The organism is Vibrio sp. 10N.261.55.A7 (assembly GCF_002877365.1).
Taxonomy (GTDB): Bacteria; Pseudomonadota; Gammaproteobacteria; order Enterobacterales; family Vibrionaceae; genus Vibrio.
This window is the reverse complement of record NZ_MCWZ01000273.1, coordinates 15,627-31,210: the sequence shown is the minus strand read 5'-3', so window position 1 is coordinate 31,210 and position 15,584 is coordinate 15,627. Positions and strand designations below refer to the sequence as shown.

Below are 15,584 nucleotides of genomic sequence, written 5' to 3'. Positions count from 1 at the left end.
CGGTGGAAAGGCGAAAGAAAAAGGCATTAGTCTAACGTTAACGGTTCAAGGTGATTATCAGTTTGTTGCGATGGATGGCGAAGAGCTTCACTCTGAGGAGTCTTTTGACGAGTTGAGCGAAGATGAGCAAGCTGATTTTGGTGACGCTATCGATGATCTTGAAATTGAGCTACGTTCAATGGTTCGTCAATTGACCGAATGGGAAGAAACCTACAGCGAGAAGATCAAAAAACTCAATGACGATGTGACGCTCGATGTCATTACCCATTTTATCAAGCAGCTTAAACTTGATTACAGCAGTTATCCTGTTATTAAGTCTTACCTGACCGAGCTACAAAAAGACATTGTTGAAAATGCCGAAATTTTCTTAGATGAAGCGGTAGAGCAAGGAGAGATAGCAACAGCGTCGTTAGATAAAAAGCTCCCTAGACGTTATAAAGTCAATGTTCTGGTAAGCCGAGATAACGATGATTTTCCGATTGTGGTGGAAGAGAACCCGAACTATCACTCTTTGTTTGGCTACATCGAAACCGCCACATTTAAAGGCACCGTCTTCACCGATTTCTCTTTAATTCGCCCTGGCAGTCTTCACAAAGCGAATGGCGGCGTACTGCTCATGGATGCTCAGAAAGTTCTGGAGCAACCGTATGTGTGGGACGGGTTGAAACGTGCATTAAGAGCAAGGCAGCTAAGCCTAACGTCATTGGAAAAAGAAGTGACGCTCACGGGGGCCGTATCGCTTGATCCAGAGCCTATTCCGTTAGATGTCAAAATCATCCTTTTTGGTGACCATCGAACCTATCAGCTTCTACAACATTACGATCCAGAGTTTACTGAGTTGTTTAGAGTGACGGCTGATTTTGAAGATGAGATGAAGCGAACTGAAGACGCTGAGCTGCATTACTCACGTTTTATTTCCAGTATTATCCATGACAACAACATGCTGCATTGCGATCGTAAAGCGATAGCGAGAATCATTGAGCACAGTTCCCGCTTAGCGGGTGATCAGAATAAGCTTTCATTACACTCGGCAAGCATTGCTAATTTGATCAGGGAGTCTAATTACGTTGCGAGACAGGCGAAAGCCAATATGATTCGAGCCAGTCATGTGGAAGAAGCGCTGTCGAATCAAAAGATGCGAGTCAGCCGGCTGCAAGATGGCGTCATGGAAACCTTCGTTAATGGAACGACACTCATCCACACGCACGGGGAGGCAGTTGGTCAGGTCAACGCGCTTTCTGTATTGAGCACCAGTGATCATATGTTTGGCGCGCCAAATCGAATCACGGCCACCACGTCGTATGGTGATGGTGAAGTGATAGATATAGAGCGAAGCGTAGACCTTGGTGGCAGTATTCACTCAAAAGGTGTGATGATCTTAACGGCGTATTTGTCGTCTGTGTTTGGTAAGACAGCGAAAGTACCATTAACCACGAACATCACCTTTGAGCAATCCTATGGTGGGGTTGATGGAGACAGTGCGAGCATGGCTGAATTTTGCGCCGTTGTTTCTGCGTTCTCTAAACAACCGAACCGTCAGGACATTGCGATTACTGGATCAATGAACCAATTTGGTGAATCTCAACCCATTGGTGGCGTTAATGAGAAGATTGAAGGTTTCTTTGATGTCTGTGAAATCAAAGGTCGCAACAACGATCAAGGCGTGATCATCCCGCGTTCAAATATGCACAATCTAATGTTAAGGCCAGATATTGTAAAAGCCGTCAGTAAAGGTGAGTTTCATATATGGGCGATTGAGCATGTAACCGAAGCTATTGAGATATTTACGGGGAAAGTGGCTGGAACACCAAGTGATGAAGGCAGTTATCCAATCGATACGGTTTACGGAATTGCTCAAGCGAAGCTGAATGCTCTGCGTAAATAGGCTCGTGACTCACTCGCTATATTATTAGCGCTCAATCAAAAGAGTCACCTGACACTTCGCAACTAGGAGGTTAGGTGACTCTTTTAAACTACTATTTACCATTCTATAAGTATAGGAGTTCCAGGGCTAACAACACTAAGAAGCGTATCCATCTCATCATTGGTGATGGCTATACAACCATTCGTCCAGTCAAAGCTTTGAATATATTCGGGTTTGCGTCGATCACCATTTTTGATGCCATGAATCTTAATATTGCCGCCAGGATCAATGCCTTTGTAGTCGGCCCATTCGATATCCGCGCTATTGGGGTAATTAATGTGGATGGATCGATAAAAAGCGGAGTGTTCAATCACGAAGTCGAGTAGATAGACCCCTTCAGGCGTACGTTGATCTCCTTCCCATAGTTTGTGCCCTTTTGGTCTCGCCCCTAATGCAATTCGAAATTCATGAATAACGGCACCTTGTTTGATTAAGTACATTCTGCGTTTTGATTTATCTACGTGTATTCGATCTATTTTGTTACCGGTACTGGCATAGCTCACCTCCGAAGTGAAGAGAAGAGAACAAAAAATAAGAAGTAGGCTGATTAGTAAATTGCAGGGCATTTGTATCCAAAAAGTACTATTGCGTGATTAGATTATAACCAAAATAAATGAGGTAAGTTGCTTACCTTTCAAGTGTGCGACATTGCTGATTTTATTTTGAATCGCAAATTAATTTGAAAGTGCAAATAATTTAGATGAAAACATTGGAAAGAAGATCATATAAATGTTGTTTGTCTCATGAATGTTAAACTCGATTTGTATGTTTTGCGGCTGACTTAACAATGAGGGTGATGTTAGATTGATTGCATAGCGCTAGATAAGGAGTATGAGTTTATATACTAAGAAAAGGCTTAAACTATGTTCCAGAGAGCGCAATTAAAACAGATCTCCTCAGCAAGAAACCACCGCTATCTGGCTCATATTTTGTTTTCGTACCTTGATAACCTTCTTTCCCCGAAAGCAATGACCGTTGTTCAAGAGCCTACTGCAGAAAGTGAAGTTAATGCCCTTTACTCGCACAAAAATGGGCTTGAATTATCTGCCTATCCAAACAGCTTTTGGGCTTGGGCATCACAGTTTGATACGTCTGATAGCTTTCTACCGTTATCAATCAATACCTGTGATTGGGATCCCGTCACACTGATGGGGGGTGAGTCGTATATCTTAATGTTGGATAACCATCCATCATCAAGGACGTATTTGATTGTAGAGGGCGTCGATGGCGCTGAGTTCACACAATTTGATCATCAGAAAAAGTTAGATTGCTTAGTTATCATTGCCTCTCGATGGCAATGTATTAGAGCAGAAAAAGATGCTTCTCATGAGTTCAGGTTGCGTGATATCAAAGAAGCGAAATACATTGATGAACTGGCCCAGCGTGAAATCTTCATCGATAACATGAAGCTTGTTCAAAAGATTGCCATGAATATGTCAGCCCCTGAAACGCTTGATGAGTTGTATAAGTTTGCCGTTGAATCGGTGCGAAATGATCTCGGATTTGATCGAGCGGTGTTCATGCTGTTAGACATGAAGAAGCGATGTTTTAATGGCACATACGGGACAACAGAAAAAGGCGAAACGGTCAGTGAGCATCATACTCAATATGATCTGCACCAACTAGAAGAAGAGTATATTGAAGTGCTCTTTGATGAAGAGCGTTCGGTTGTTCTTATTGAAGATGCGCCACTTTACACGGCAGGAAAGGTTGTTGGTCAAGGCTGGAACGGCATGCTAGTACTGCGTGATGGGTCTGAAACCATTGGTTGGATAGCCATCGATAATTACATCAACCGTATGCCGATAACCCTTTATCAAAAACAAGCACTTGAAGCATTTGGCTCTCACCTTTCTCAGATTTATATTCGCAAGCGCCAAGAACAAAATGTCCGGATGTTGCATGCCAGTATGGTTGAGTTGTCACGCTGCATGAAAACCACAGAGGTGTGTAAATCAGCCGTTGAGTTTGCGATCAACCACCTTGGAATAGATCGACTCGCGGTTTTTCTGACGGACGAAAATTGCACGTACATGCAAGGTACATGGGGAACAGACATCCAAGGGAACATTGTTGATGAGTCTTACTATCACTCAGAGACTCATAATCTCTCTATTGTTGAATTAGCAAAAGGCAGCCCCAACGAAGTTGTGTTTGAAGAGTCTATGCCGATTTACCATGATTTCAATATTGTTGGCTTCGGCTGGACAGCCATGACGATGTTAACCAGTAATAGCGGTGAACCCATTGCGTTCATCGCCGCTGATAATCTACTGAAACGCACGCCACTGACTTCTCAGCTCCGAGAAGTGGTCAGGATGTTTGCGTCTAATCTCACCGAGGTGTTACTGAGAACCCGTGCCCAACAAGCCATACATGAGATCAATGAAAGCCTTGAAGAGCAGGTGAAAAGTCGTACACAGCAACTCGAAGAGGCAAACGAAAAGCTGGATTTACTCACAAAAATGGACCCTCTAACGCGTTTAGGCAATCGGCGAATGCTAGAGCATTTGATGTTAAGTAAATGCGTGAGTGATCGTTGCTCAAAAGTGAAGTATGGCTTGATTTTACTCGATATTGACCATTTTGGTTTGTTCAATAATCACTATGGCCATCTTGAAGGTGATATTGCTTTGATGCGCATTGGAAACATACTAAAGCGCCATACTCAGCTTGATGATGAAGTATTTTGCCGTATCGGTGGAGAAGAGTTCGTTTTGCTTGTCACCAATAAAACTGAGCAAGAGGTAAAGGCAATCGCTGAACACATTCGATCGGATATCGAGAGTGAAAACATCAACCATGCCCCAAGCCCAACTCAAGATAGCCTCACGGTTTCAATTGGCTATGCGGTAAGAGAATTTGACAGTAATCAATTCAATTTTGATGTGCTTTATCGAGATTCCGACACCGCACTTTATCAAGCCAAAGAGAAAGGACGAAATTGCGTGATAGGCGTGATAGATCAACAAACGCCCGCTTAAACATTGCCACTAAATTCGCATCGGTCATAATGCCAGTCCTTCAGAGACTGGCATTTTTGTTGGTTGCAAACGATGTAATACGATAAATCAAACAGGAAAAGTATGGAAACTCAACGACTTATTATTAGACCTTGGAAAGACTCTGACCTACCAGAATTTGAAGCGATGAGCGCAGATCCATTGGTCATGCAATATTTCCCCTCAACGCTCTCTAAGGAAGAAAGCGGTGAGCTTGCTACCCGAATCAATGAGCTCATCGCATTGAACGGCTGGGGTTTTTGGGCGGTTGAGCTAAAATCGACCGCGGAGTTTATTGGGTTTGTTGGCTTACACGGTCAAGATAAAGAGGGCGGGATCCCGAATGCACCCTTTATCGAAATTGGCTGGCGGTTATCATCCAAGCATTGGGGGAAAGGTTACGCAACAGAAGCGGCTAATAAAGTATTAACGTACGCATTTGATGTGCTTGAGCAGCCTTCTGTGTACGCGTTTGCTGCATTAACGAATGAGCCATCTCAAAAAGTGATGAAGAAAATAGGAATGACGAACCTAAGCCAAGATTTTGACCATCCGAAACTGCCAAAAGGACATGAACTGGAGCGTCACTGTTTATACAAGATCTCTCGAAAGGGCTGGGAGTTGCATAAGCAAAAGTAATGAGAGTTCGCAACGTGTAAATGGGATCAATTGAATATATTTGTAGACACGCCCGACTCGATATTTTCGACAAGTTTTCTTTGGATTGAGTCCGTGTTTTCTTTTTTAAAACAGAGATTATCGATATAGTTGCCTCCTCAGTAAAAGGCCAATATTAAGACGATCTCATGGGCAAAAAATACCTTCTCATTACCAGTGATGACTTTGCGATTAGCCATAGTGTGAATCAGGGGATTGTTCAAGGCTTCCAAAGAGGGTTACTTCAAAGCAGTAACTTTATGGCCGCGGCGCCTTGGTTACCTGAAGCGGTGCGACTCACCAAGCAGCATACGCTTCCTATAGGCGTACATTTAACGCTCACCTGTGAATGGACTAACATGAGCTGTGGGCCCATTACCGGCGCACAATCTTTGAGTAATGAACTTGGCTATTTCTACAGCAGTTATGAACAACTGATTAAAACGCTGGACATAGAAGATGCGAAGAAAGAATACCGAGCGCAAATCAACCGTGTCATCAACAGTGGCATTACGCCAACGCACGTTGAAACTCATATGTTGCCAGAACTGCTTTTTGATGGCTCACAAGCGTATCAACCTCTTGCTCATGCCGTAGAAGAAGTCGCGCAGGAATTCGGGTTGATTTATACTTATGCCGTGCAAAACGGGCGCTTAAAGTACTTTGATGACAGCTTTACCATGACTCACATGAACTTTGATGATATCACTCGAAAGTTGTCCGACTATGGTAAGGGTATTTACCATATTATTTGCCATTGTGCGCTAGATAACGAAGAGCAAAGGGCCCTCTCCTTGCCAACAGAATCGGTCTATCGATGGGGAAGTGAGTGTCGTCAAAATGATTTAGATATTGTCACATCAGAGCGGTTTAAAACGTTTCTAGAAGAGAATGGTTTTGAGCTGATTACGATTCAAGAACTGCTTGCTCTGCATCACCTCAATTAAGGCTAGCGTAAATCGGCATGTTTGGATTGGTGAGATTCAGAATGCGCTTTCTCGATGGCTAGGCGAAAAACCTAGCCATTTGATGACTTATTCGTTAATGAACGGGTATTTCACGCCTGCAGCCGCTAAGATTTCATCCATCACTTTCATGTTTCTTATCGTGACTTCTGGGGTCATCTCTTCACTGGTAATGCGACTTTCATTAAGGCATTGATGAACTTCTCTGACTTGATACTCGAACCCATTTTTGTCAAAGGGGATATTGAGGGTCTTACTCGCTGAACCTGTCACTTTGAGTCGGGCTGTTTCCGCTTCCCAAAAATTGGCCTCGACTGTAATGGTGCCTTTGTCACCAATAATCTCAAAAGTATTGGGTAAACTTTCTAGCAAGCTACAGGTGAATTCACTGGTAAGGTTTGGGTAGTGCAACGTAACTTGACACTGCTCATCAACGCCAGTTTGCCCAACAATCACGTTCGACTGGATGCGCTCAGGCGATTGACCAACCAGAAAATCGGTCAGCGCGATGTTGTAAACACCCGTATCCAGCAATGAGCCCCCAGCAAGTTCGATGTTAAATAATCGGTCGTCATTGTTCCGTTCTGCCTTGAAACCAAAAGAGGATTTAAAATGTTGCAGACGGCCAATCTTCCCTTGCTGAACCCACTTTTTGACTTCTATCCAGACTGGTAAGAATCGTGACCATAAGGCTTCCATCAGAAATACATCGTGAGACTTGGCAAGTTCAAATAAATGCTCGCTATGCGCGCTGGTTACGGTTAATGGCTTTTCACACAGGATGGCTTTTTTAGCGAGAATAGCCATTTGACAGATCTCAAAGTGAAATCGGTGTGGCGTCGCTATGTAGACAGCATCAATCTCTGGGTCTTGAATGAGAGATTGATAGTCGGTGTAAACCTTCTCAATCGTATATTCAGAAGCAAATGCATTTGCGCGGCCTTCGTTGCTGCTCGCGACACCTGCGATGACACCATCCGTAATGCTTGTAAATGACTGAGCAAAACGATGAGCGATTCGACCTGGAGCGATGATTCCCCAACGTATCTGATTAGAGTTTGAATCTGCCATAACCTTCCTTTGGTGTGATATATCATTAAATACAACCATTGATGATACAAAATAACGTTTCGATAGACTACGTTGTTTGCTTCTAGATATTCGCACTTTACGCCTAAGCAAAATTGAAAGACTGTCATGCGTTTAGAAATTGGATATTTGCATAACAACTTATGACGAAGGAGTGATAGCACTTAAAACAATCGACGTTTGAGTCCTGCCTTTTCTAAGATCCGAGTGGAAATTTCCTCAACAGATAAAGAGGAAGTGTTGATATAAGGGATCGCCTCACGTCTGAATAAAGACTCAACGCTTGCTAACTCCAATCGACATTGCTCGGTACTGGCATAATCACTGCCAGACAGTCTGTTTTCCCTGATCTCAGTGAGTCGGTCTGGGTCGATCGTTAAACCGAACAACTTGTGACGATGAATTTCAAATTCCGGTAACAAACGCATCAGCTTGATATCGTCATCGATAAACGGATAGTTGATAACCCTTAAACCGAACTGCATGGCCATATACAAACTGGTGGGGGTTTTACCACTTCTTGATACCCCCAGTAACACGATGTCGGCCTTTTCTATGCCTTTAAGCGTGATGCCATCGTCATGAGCAAGGGTATATTCAATGGCAGCAATACGGTCGAAATAGTTCTCTGAATTCTTTTTTACGCTCCGTGAACGTTGAAGTTTAGGCTTCGGCTCCATGTTGAGGTCAAGCTTCATCTTATCAATGAGCCCACCCAAAACGTCATAGCAAAGCGCTGAACTGGCAAGCAGTTCCTGTCTAATTTCGGGCAGAACGATTGAAAAGAAAACGAGGGGTTTTTCACCTGTGCGAGTAAAGCTATTTTCGATCTCTTTCACTAAATCTGCGACCTTGTCTTCAGTTTCAACGAAAGGGAAGGTCTTCTCATTAGCGGAAAACGAGAACTGACCAAGTAAAACATGGCCCAGCGTCTCACAAGTGATGGCCGTTCCATCAGAAACATAGAATACATCACGACTTTCGGTATTGATCTGCATAATTTGTTTAAATCATCAAATAATTTTGAGTATGATACTGACCATAATAACGATAACAAAACCTGGTATTCAGTTACGTGCCCCACAGCTTTGAAATTTAATTTAAAAAATTTTTCTGCTTCTACGTAATCGTTTGCCTCCCCCTACTTAAAAGCTGCAATGCATTCGGAGAAATTCATGCATAAGAACACCCTCTGGTTTAATCGCCTGTCCATGTCCGACGTAGATAAGGTCGGCGGTAAAAACGCCTCGTTAGGTGAAATGGTTTCTAACCTTTCTAACGCTGGTGTCTCAGTTCCAAACGGATTTGCTACAACATCGTACGCATTTAACCAATTTTTAGACTTTGAAGGACTCGATGAAAGAATTCATCAGTTACTTGATGTACTCAATGTCGAAGATGTTGATGCGCTGCGTAAAACAGGATCACAAATACGTGAATGGGTGTTAAATGCGCCCTTTCCCGCAGACCTTGAACAAGCCATTCGTCAAGACTATATCGAACTCATTGAAGGTAACGAGGAATTGTCGGTTGCCGTTCGTTCATCAGCGACCGCTGAAGACTTACCTGATGCTTCTTTTGCTGGCCAACAAGAAACGTTTTTAAACGTCAAAGGCATTGATGCAGTATTGGAAGCAACGAAACATGTTTATGCGTCATTGTTTAATGACCGCGCTATTTCTTACCGTGTTCACCAAGGGTTTGATCACCGTGGTATCTCGCTTTCTGCGGGTATCCAACGTATGGTTCGCTCTGACAAAGCTTCGTCGGGTGTAATGTTTACGCTCGATACTGAATCGGGTTTTGATCAAGTTGTCTTCATCACTTCCTCTTGGGGGCTAGGTGAAATGGTGGTGCAGGGCGCTGTTAACCCTGACGAATTTTACGTTCACAAGCCATTGCTTGAAGCGGGTCAAACACCGATTGTTAAGAAAACATTCGGCTCTAAACTGATCAAGATGATCTATTCTGACAACCAAGAAATTGGCAAGCAGGTTGATGTCATTGATACCAATGATCAAGAGCGTAACGAGTTCTCTCTCAATGATGAAGAGATCAAAGAGCTCGCCAAACAAGCGATGATCATCGAGAAGCACTATGAACGTCCAATGGACATTGAATGGGCGAAAGATGGCATCGATGGAAAACTGTATATTGTACAAGCGCGCCCAGAAACCGTTTGCTCTCAAACTGAGCAAAACGTTATTGAGCGTTACGAGCTAAACAATAAAGCGGATGTTTTGATTGAAGGCCGTGCCATCGGGCAACGTATCGGCAGTGGTCAGGTAAGGCTAGTCGACTCTCTTGATCAAATGTCATTGGTTCAAGACGGAGACGTTCTGGTGACCGACATGACAGACCCAGACTGGGAGCCTGTCATGAAGAAGGCATCGGCTATCGTGACTAACCGAGGTGGGCGTACGTGCCATGCGGCAATTATTGCTCGCGAGCTGGGTATTCCAGCCATCGTCGGTTGTGGTAATGCTACCGATGAATTAACAACGGGTGACCTAGTCACGATATCGTGTGCGGAAGGTGAAACTGGCTACGTTTATCGTGGTGAACTCGACTTTGAAGTGAAGCGTTCTGCGGTAGACGAACTGCCGTTATTGCCTACTAAGGTCATGATGAATGTGGGCAACCCAGACAGAGCCTTCGATTTTGCACAATTACCCAATGAAGGTGTTGGTCTAGCTCGCCTAGAATTTATCATCAATAAGATGATCGGAATTCACCCTAAAGCGCTGCTTAACTTTGACGTTCAAAGTGACGACGTTAAGGCTGAAATTACCCAGCGTATTCGCGGTTACAAAGATCCCATTGATTTTTACGTCAGCAAGTTGACTGAAGGGATTGCAACCATTGCTGCTGCATTCTGGCCTAAGCGCGTGATTGTTCGAATGTCTGACTTTAAGTCGAACGAGTACAGTAACCTAGTGGGCGGTCGAAACTTTGAACCACACGAAGAGAACCCCATGCTGGGTTTCCGTGGCGCGTCTCGCTACATTTCACCAGTGTTTGAAGACTGCTTTGAATTAGAAACTCAGGCCATCAAACGCGTCCGTAATGAGATTGGGCTAAAGAACGTTGAAATCATGATTCCATTCGTACGGACACCGAGTGAAGCGGCTTCTGTCATTGATTTGCTTGCGAAGTTTGAACTTCGTCGTGGCGATCAAGGCTTAAAAGTCATCATGATGTGTGAGTTGCCGTCAAACGCGATTCTTGCTGAAGAGTTTCTGAAGTACTTTGACGGATTCTCAATTGGGTCGAATGACATGACGCAACTGACGCTGGGATTAGACCGAGATTCAGGCGATGTCGCACATCTCTTTGATGAACGTAACCCCGCAGTGAAAGCGATGCTTAAGATGTCTATCGATGCGGCGACGAAAGCAGGTAAATACGTGGGTATATGTGGGCAAGGACCATCCGATCATGATGATTTAGCCGAGTGGTTGATGGAGCAGGGGATCAGTTCCGTTTCATTGAACCCAGATACTGTGATTGATACCTGGTTGAAATTGGGCAAAGTGAATAGTCAATAGTTAAAAGCTTCTTCACTCCCTTAGAAAGCACCCGACTGGGTGCTTTTTTGTGCATTGAGGTTTGGGTCAAGCAACATTTGAAGCCTTTGATATTCGCTTTATCTCAATGTTTTTGTATGCGGTCACTATCGATTGATATTCAGCGCTGTTACCTTTTGCGATTCGCTGATAATGGGCAATTGTCTTGTCTAAATACGCTTTGGCGGTACTAAATGCATCTTTGTTTTTAGGTTTCCAGATATCAATGCCAGTTAAAGAGACGGGTTGGCCCATTCTTCCATTATTTGCATCAAGAGAAACGAACAGAATTTCGTAGTAACGGCTGTTTTCTTCCATCAATACTTCTTCGTTTAAGAGAAAGCCTTGCGCATTCAAGTAGCGCCTTACTTGATATTGGTGGTAGACCGGGCACAACAGGAAGTCGAATGAACGATCAGGGTTACGCTCTAGAATAGATTGCATGAGGTTGATCATTAGATCACCGCCAACGCCTGCAATGATAATAAGATGACGACCTTTATGTTGATTCAGTGGAATCGTGGCAACGTCAATGCAATGGACGCTCCAGGGCGTGTCACTATTGACGAAGAAGCGCTGTAGATTCGATTCAACCTCAGACATTAATTTGGGGACTATATCGACGAAATGGATATGACGTCCCGCACCTCGAGACAATAAGTGTGCGCCAAGGTAGCCATGGTCACAGCAGCAGTCCCATATATGGTCGTAACCTGTCTCAACGAGCCCATCAATTTTTTTAAGTCTTTTACTGAGTTTCACGTGTATTACCTGAGTTAAGCAAGCGGTCATTGTAGTTCTTAACGTGTGTGATCAACAGAAAAACAAATGGCATTATAAAGTGGACATTAAATCAAGTAAATCTAATCCAAATTGGAAAAATGTGAACAAATAAAAATAAATTCCAGAAGGGTAATTGTGCATTTTTTGTTAACTGGGTCTAGTGATTAGACTGCTTGTGAATTAAAATTCACTAATATTGACAGTTTACCTATTTATTAAGACTATATTGAATAGCCTCTAATTTCAGTTGTTAACGGTCTGTTTCATTAGTTTAAGTTATCCGAAATGCAAGAAAATGTCATTATAATTGGTGACCACTAGAGACTATATTTAGCGCAACGAAACGAATTATTCCAAATTTTAGAGAGGCTACTATGTCACAAGTTATGCATTTAGACACAATCGCTGCACCAACCTCTATGGATAAGAAAACCTACTCGGTTAGTTTCAAAGGATTGATTGCACACTTATTAGATATTCTATTCGTAGATAACAGCCAGCCAAGCACTTACTACTCGTCTGATTTATCAAGTCACATGCAAAAAGACTTGGGTTTAATGCGCTAAGCATCTAATAAAGACCAAATACAAAAACGCAGCCTTCGAGCTGCGTTTTTTTGTATCCAACGATGGAGTATCTGTTCTGGTTTACTCGCGATTGAGTTTATCCATAAACACGTTGAAATCGTTCACACTTAACGATTTTGAATAGTACCAACCTTGAACAGAGATAGAGGGTTCTTTTGGAATGTGCTCTAAATGTTCGATGGTTTCAACACCCTCCACAACGACCTCTAGCTCAAGTAATTTTGCAATATTGAGCAAGCTTTCAAACACCTTTTTCCCTCTTTCGTTTGATAACGCTAAAACAAAACTTCGGTCTATTTTTATGGCAGAGATATCAAAACGATTAAGATAGCTGAAAGACGAAAAACCTGTGCCGAAATCGTCGATATAGATAGGTATTCCCAGTTTGTAAAGCTCATTGAGAGACTTGGAAAGTTCTTGTTCGTCTTCCAGTAAGGATTGTTCCGTAATCTCGATATGAATCAGTGAAGAGACTGGCTCTACGAGTTGAATGATTTGTTCAATGATTTTTCGGTCGACGAGTGTCTTCGAACCAATGTTGACACTGATTGGTATATCAATTCCGACTTTACGCCATTCGATGATATCTCGAACCGCTCGCTTAAAGACCCATAAATCAAGGTCTTGGGTTAATCCTGCATCGTCTAGCCAGGGCAAGAAGGTATAAGGCGCTTGTAGATTTCCATCATTGTCGATAGCCCGAACTAGCGCTTCTGCCCCGACAACTTTCCCTGTTGTTGTCGAAATTTGTGGTTGGTATTCCAAGCAAAATTCATTGTGGCTAATTCGTTCAACATGCTGCTCAAGGCTCTCAAGGTGGTTGGCTTTCGATTGCACGATTTGAACGATGTCTTCGCTTTCGAGCTTCGCTGACTCACGTAATCTTTGGTAGGTTGTGTCTAATGAGTGGAACGTAATTGTCCCTGAGTCATGTTGTTTGTTCATGGAGAGAACGGCAGGAATGTAGATAAGTGAACCGATAAAAATGTTAACCAACTGCAAGATCACTGCGTTTATTTCACCATTCGTTGCTATCCATGCGTTGATGAATACCGGGCTATTAAACGGCACAGGAAAACTGGGTGTGCTTACGTAACCGAACTCAACCGCGGTTAACCCTACCAATACATTCACCAAGGGAACAATTAAAAACGGTAAGAAAAGCCTTGGATTAAAGATAATGGGCAGACCAAATAATAGTATCTCATTGACATTAAAGAGCCCTATTGGAATGCTGGCGAGCGCTAGGTATCGTGCCGCTTTTTGTTTCGATAACGCGAGCAGAGCAACAATCAAAGATAGCGTCGCGCCACTGCCACCAATAAACACAAAAACGCCCATAAAGGGCAAATTCATAACGTAGGGGCTGTCACCCCCAGCAAGGTTTGTCGAGTAATTGAGCTGACTGGCCTCTTGCAACATATCGACGAGAGGAAGAAGCGCGTAATAACCATGGATCCCAACGAACCATAGAGCGGAATTCAAAGCCGCGAAAGCAAAACCAAACTCATAGGGCGCATTGGCATAGTCGAGCGACAAGCCGTCAATCACGTTGATATAGCTTAAACAGACAAAAAGCCAGTGAGTGATGATGAAGACCAGCATAATTGTGATGACACTGGGTAACACAAGATTGAGCGACTCTTTAACGATTCGACCGCCTACGTCTGTTCTGACCAGTTTGAGCGAGCGAAATCGCGTCAGGTAGGTGAGAATCGGTACCGAATAGAGCGGTGTCAGAATAGATAAAACGATGTGGTAAGTTGCACTTGAGCCTTGTGGCAGCAACAGCTCTTGAATACTGATTAAGTACACGAGTGACAGCAATATGACAGGAGGTCGTGCAATTTTCCATTGCATAGCAAGAGTGTAAGACAGAGCTGAAGTGAGTAAAAAAGGGAAGAACTCAACGACAATCTTGTTGATTAGGTAGAGGTGTTCAATAAAAGGATTGCGATCATGGGTGATAAACTCGCCAAGCGACGCGAAAAAGAGTGAAAATGATGAGATCATCAAACATGGAATGAGCCAAATCATTCCTTGTCGCAGTGCCTGAAGAGACAGCTTTAAGTGTTTACGTAAAGAGCTAAAAGCGAGTGAACAGTAGACGTGAATTTGAGTGTCAGTCATTAACATTATAGAGCACCTTGCCATTACTCTACTAATAGTAGGATGCTTGAGCGTAAACTGTTAATGATTTTATTAATAAAGGGTGATTAGCTTAATGATAGGCTGTTGAATTGATGTGTAAATAATCGCCACTATTCCTTTAGCAGCGATGTCATATGCTGGGCAAGTTAGCGACGTAATGAACGCGTTTTCAACTCAAAAATTAGTTTTTCTGCACTCACTTCAAACTTGAAACGAACAACCACTTGCTTTGATGCCTCGGTGATTTCTGATACTTCGAATTCAACGTTTTCACACACTTCTTTTGCCAGTGTTGTGTATTTGTCGAGTTCGATTTTTAGGCTTGTTGCATCACTGCCGTTAATCGTAATTTCAGACACATCGTCGCCCTCAGCGATGACGAATCCAATTTCACCAGCGACACCACAAGCTTCGCATACTTCATTATCAAACTTTTCGGTACTCATTACATATTCCCCTAAATAAAGTCAGGACATATTACCGTTCAATTTGATCTCTATCCACAAAAAAACACACGGTTCTGCCATAAGTAATGGAATGCTATACTGTACAGAGTGAGAGTGGAATTAAAGCATCGCCTCGAGAATCCGATCCCCAATGCTGCAGGGGAGGCTGCATTAATGTGATCATGGTCGAATTTATGCGCAACGGAATAGAAAAGTACATCTGAACTTTTATCCGCGAGTTGTCTATTCAGGCGATATGTAACATTATTTCGCTCAATATTATTCAGGCAAATAATCACCAGTGTTATCAATTGATTTTTTCTGGGTAGGCGGGGATGTTTAAAGTCCATGGTTTGACATAGTAAAGCACCGAAAAGGAAGGCGATTACTAGGGTTATTTGCCACTCGATTTGA

The 15,584-nt window shown here is 43.1% G+C and carries 12 protein-coding genes; 6 read left to right on the top strand and 6 right to left on the bottom strand.

The genetic code is table 11. The annotated features are described in order from the left end of the window. Positions 1-1,885: Lon protease family protein (locus BCU12_RS12030; RefSeq protein WP_102404490.1), on the top strand; the 1,885-nt coding region annotated here is incomplete at its 5' end. 95 nt (positions 1,886-1,980) lie between these two features. On the opposite strand, the gene BCU12_RS12025 is transcribed toward BCU12_RS12030, so the two are convergent. Beyond that, positions 1,981-2,490: a L,D-transpeptidase family protein gene (locus BCU12_RS12025; protein WP_102404489.1), complete on the bottom strand. Its 510-nt coding sequence runs from the start codon at positions 2,488-2,490 to the stop codon at positions 1,981-1,983. A gap of 297 nt (positions 2,491-2,787) precedes the next feature. On the opposite strand from BCU12_RS12025, the gene BCU12_RS12020 reads away from it, so the two are divergent. From BCU12_RS12020 to BCU12_RS12010, 3 genes are all read left to right on the top strand, one after another. After that, a complete protein-coding gene (locus BCU12_RS12020) occupies positions 2,788-4,908 on the top strand; it encodes a GGDEF domain-containing protein (RefSeq protein WP_102404488.1) in 2,121 nt (706 codons plus the stop codon). A 102-nt stretch (positions 4,909-5,010) separates the two neighbouring features. After that, the gene (locus tag BCU12_RS12015; protein ID WP_102404487.1) at positions 5,011-5,565 is read left to right on the top strand and encodes a GNAT family N-acetyltransferase; all 555 of its coding nucleotides are present in this window, start codon (positions 5,011-5,013) and stop codon (positions 5,563-5,565) included. A 167-nt stretch (positions 5,566-5,732) separates the two neighbouring features. Next, entirely contained in the window at positions 5,733-6,530 is a 798-nt protein-coding gene (locus BCU12_RS12010) for a ChbG/HpnK family deacetylase (protein WP_102404486.1), read from the top strand. Between the two features lie 87 nt (positions 6,531-6,617). Here BCU12_RS12010 and BCU12_RS12005 read toward each other — a convergent pair whose 3' ends face one another. Both BCU12_RS12005 and BCU12_RS12000 read right to left on the bottom strand, forming a co-directional pair. After that, positions 6,618-7,619, bottom strand: a complete 1,002-nt coding sequence (locus BCU12_RS12005) for a Gfo/Idh/MocA family oxidoreductase (protein WP_102404485.1) — start codon at positions 7,617-7,619, stop codon at positions 6,618-6,620. Between the two features lie 182 nt (positions 7,620-7,801). Then, complete coding sequence (locus tag BCU12_RS12000; protein WP_102404484.1) at positions 7,802-8,635, bottom strand: pyruvate, water dikinase regulatory protein; 834 nt, start codon at positions 8,633-8,635, stop codon at positions 7,802-7,804. A gap of 177 nt (positions 8,636-8,812) precedes the next feature. Here BCU12_RS12000 and ppsA point away from each other — a divergent pair, with 177 nt between their 5' ends. Further along, positions 8,813-11,185 (top strand): phosphoenolpyruvate synthase, encoded by a 2,373-nt coding sequence (gene ppsA, locus BCU12_RS11995; RefSeq protein WP_198599321.1) that lies wholly within the window; start codon positions 8,813-8,815, stop codon positions 11,183-11,185. A 66-nt stretch (positions 11,186-11,251) separates the two neighbouring features. Here the strand turns inward: ppsA and BCU12_RS11990 are convergent, their stop codons facing one another. After that, positions 11,252-11,965, bottom strand: a complete 714-nt coding sequence (locus BCU12_RS11990; RefSeq protein WP_241909819.1) for a tRNA (adenine(22)-N(1))-methyltransferase TrmK — start codon at positions 11,963-11,965, stop codon at positions 11,252-11,254. A gap of 395 nt (positions 11,966-12,360) precedes the next feature. On the opposite strand from BCU12_RS11990, the gene BCU12_RS11985 reads away from it, so the two are divergent. After that, entirely contained in the window at positions 12,361-12,552 is a 192-nt protein-coding gene (locus tag BCU12_RS11985) for a hypothetical protein (RefSeq protein WP_102404481.1), read from the top strand. Positions 12,553-12,633: 81 nt separating this feature from the next. Here the strand turns inward: BCU12_RS11985 and BCU12_RS11980 are convergent, their stop codons facing one another. Then, a complete protein-coding gene (locus tag BCU12_RS11980) occupies positions 12,634-14,709 on the bottom strand; it encodes an EAL domain-containing protein (RefSeq protein ID WP_102404480.1) in 2,076 nt (691 codons plus the stop codon). 161 nt (positions 14,710-14,870) lie between these two features. Continuing rightward, the gene (locus tag BCU12_RS11975; protein WP_102404479.1) at positions 14,871-15,170 is read right to left on the bottom strand and encodes a DUF406 family protein; all 300 of its coding nucleotides are present in this window, start codon (positions 15,168-15,170) and stop codon (positions 14,871-14,873) included. Between the last annotated feature and the right edge of the window lie 414 nt (positions 15,171-15,584).

Excerpts from the sequence above, each read along its gene's own strand:
- BCU12_RS12025 (WP_102404489.1), bottom strand. The coding sequence starts at position 2,490 with ATGCCCTGCAATTTACTAATCAGCCTACTTCTTATTTTTTGTTCTCTT.
- BCU12_RS11985 (WP_102404481.1), top strand. The coding sequence starts at position 12,361 with ATGTCACAAGTTATGCATTTAGACACAATCGCTGCACCAACCTCTATG.
- ppsA (WP_198599321.1), top strand. The coding sequence starts at position 8,813 with ATGCATAAGAACACCCTCTGGTTTAATCGCCTGTCCATGTCCGACGTA.
- BCU12_RS12020 (WP_102404488.1), top strand. The coding sequence starts at position 2,788 with ATGTTCCAGAGAGCGCAATTAAAACAGATCTCCTCAGCAAGAAACCAC.
- BCU12_RS12010 (WP_102404486.1), top strand. The coding sequence starts at position 5,733 with ATGGGCAAAAAATACCTTCTCATTACCAGTGATGACTTTGCGATTAGC.
- BCU12_RS11980 (WP_102404480.1), bottom strand. The coding sequence starts at position 14,709 with ATGTTAATGACTGACACTCAAATTCACGTCTACTGTTCACTCGCTTTT.
- BCU12_RS12015 (WP_102404487.1), top strand. The coding sequence starts at position 5,011 with ATGGAAACTCAACGACTTATTATTAGACCTTGGAAAGACTCTGACCTA.
- BCU12_RS12000 (WP_102404484.1), bottom strand. The coding sequence starts at position 8,635 with ATGCAGATCAATACCGAAAGTCGTGATGTATTCTATGTTTCTGATGGA.
- BCU12_RS11975 (WP_102404479.1), bottom strand. The coding sequence starts at position 15,170 with ATGAGTACCGAAAAGTTTGATAATGAAGTATGCGAAGCTTGTGGTGTC.
- BCU12_RS12005 (WP_102404485.1), bottom strand. The coding sequence starts at position 7,619 with ATGGCAGATTCAAACTCTAATCAGATACGTTGGGGAATCATCGCTCCA.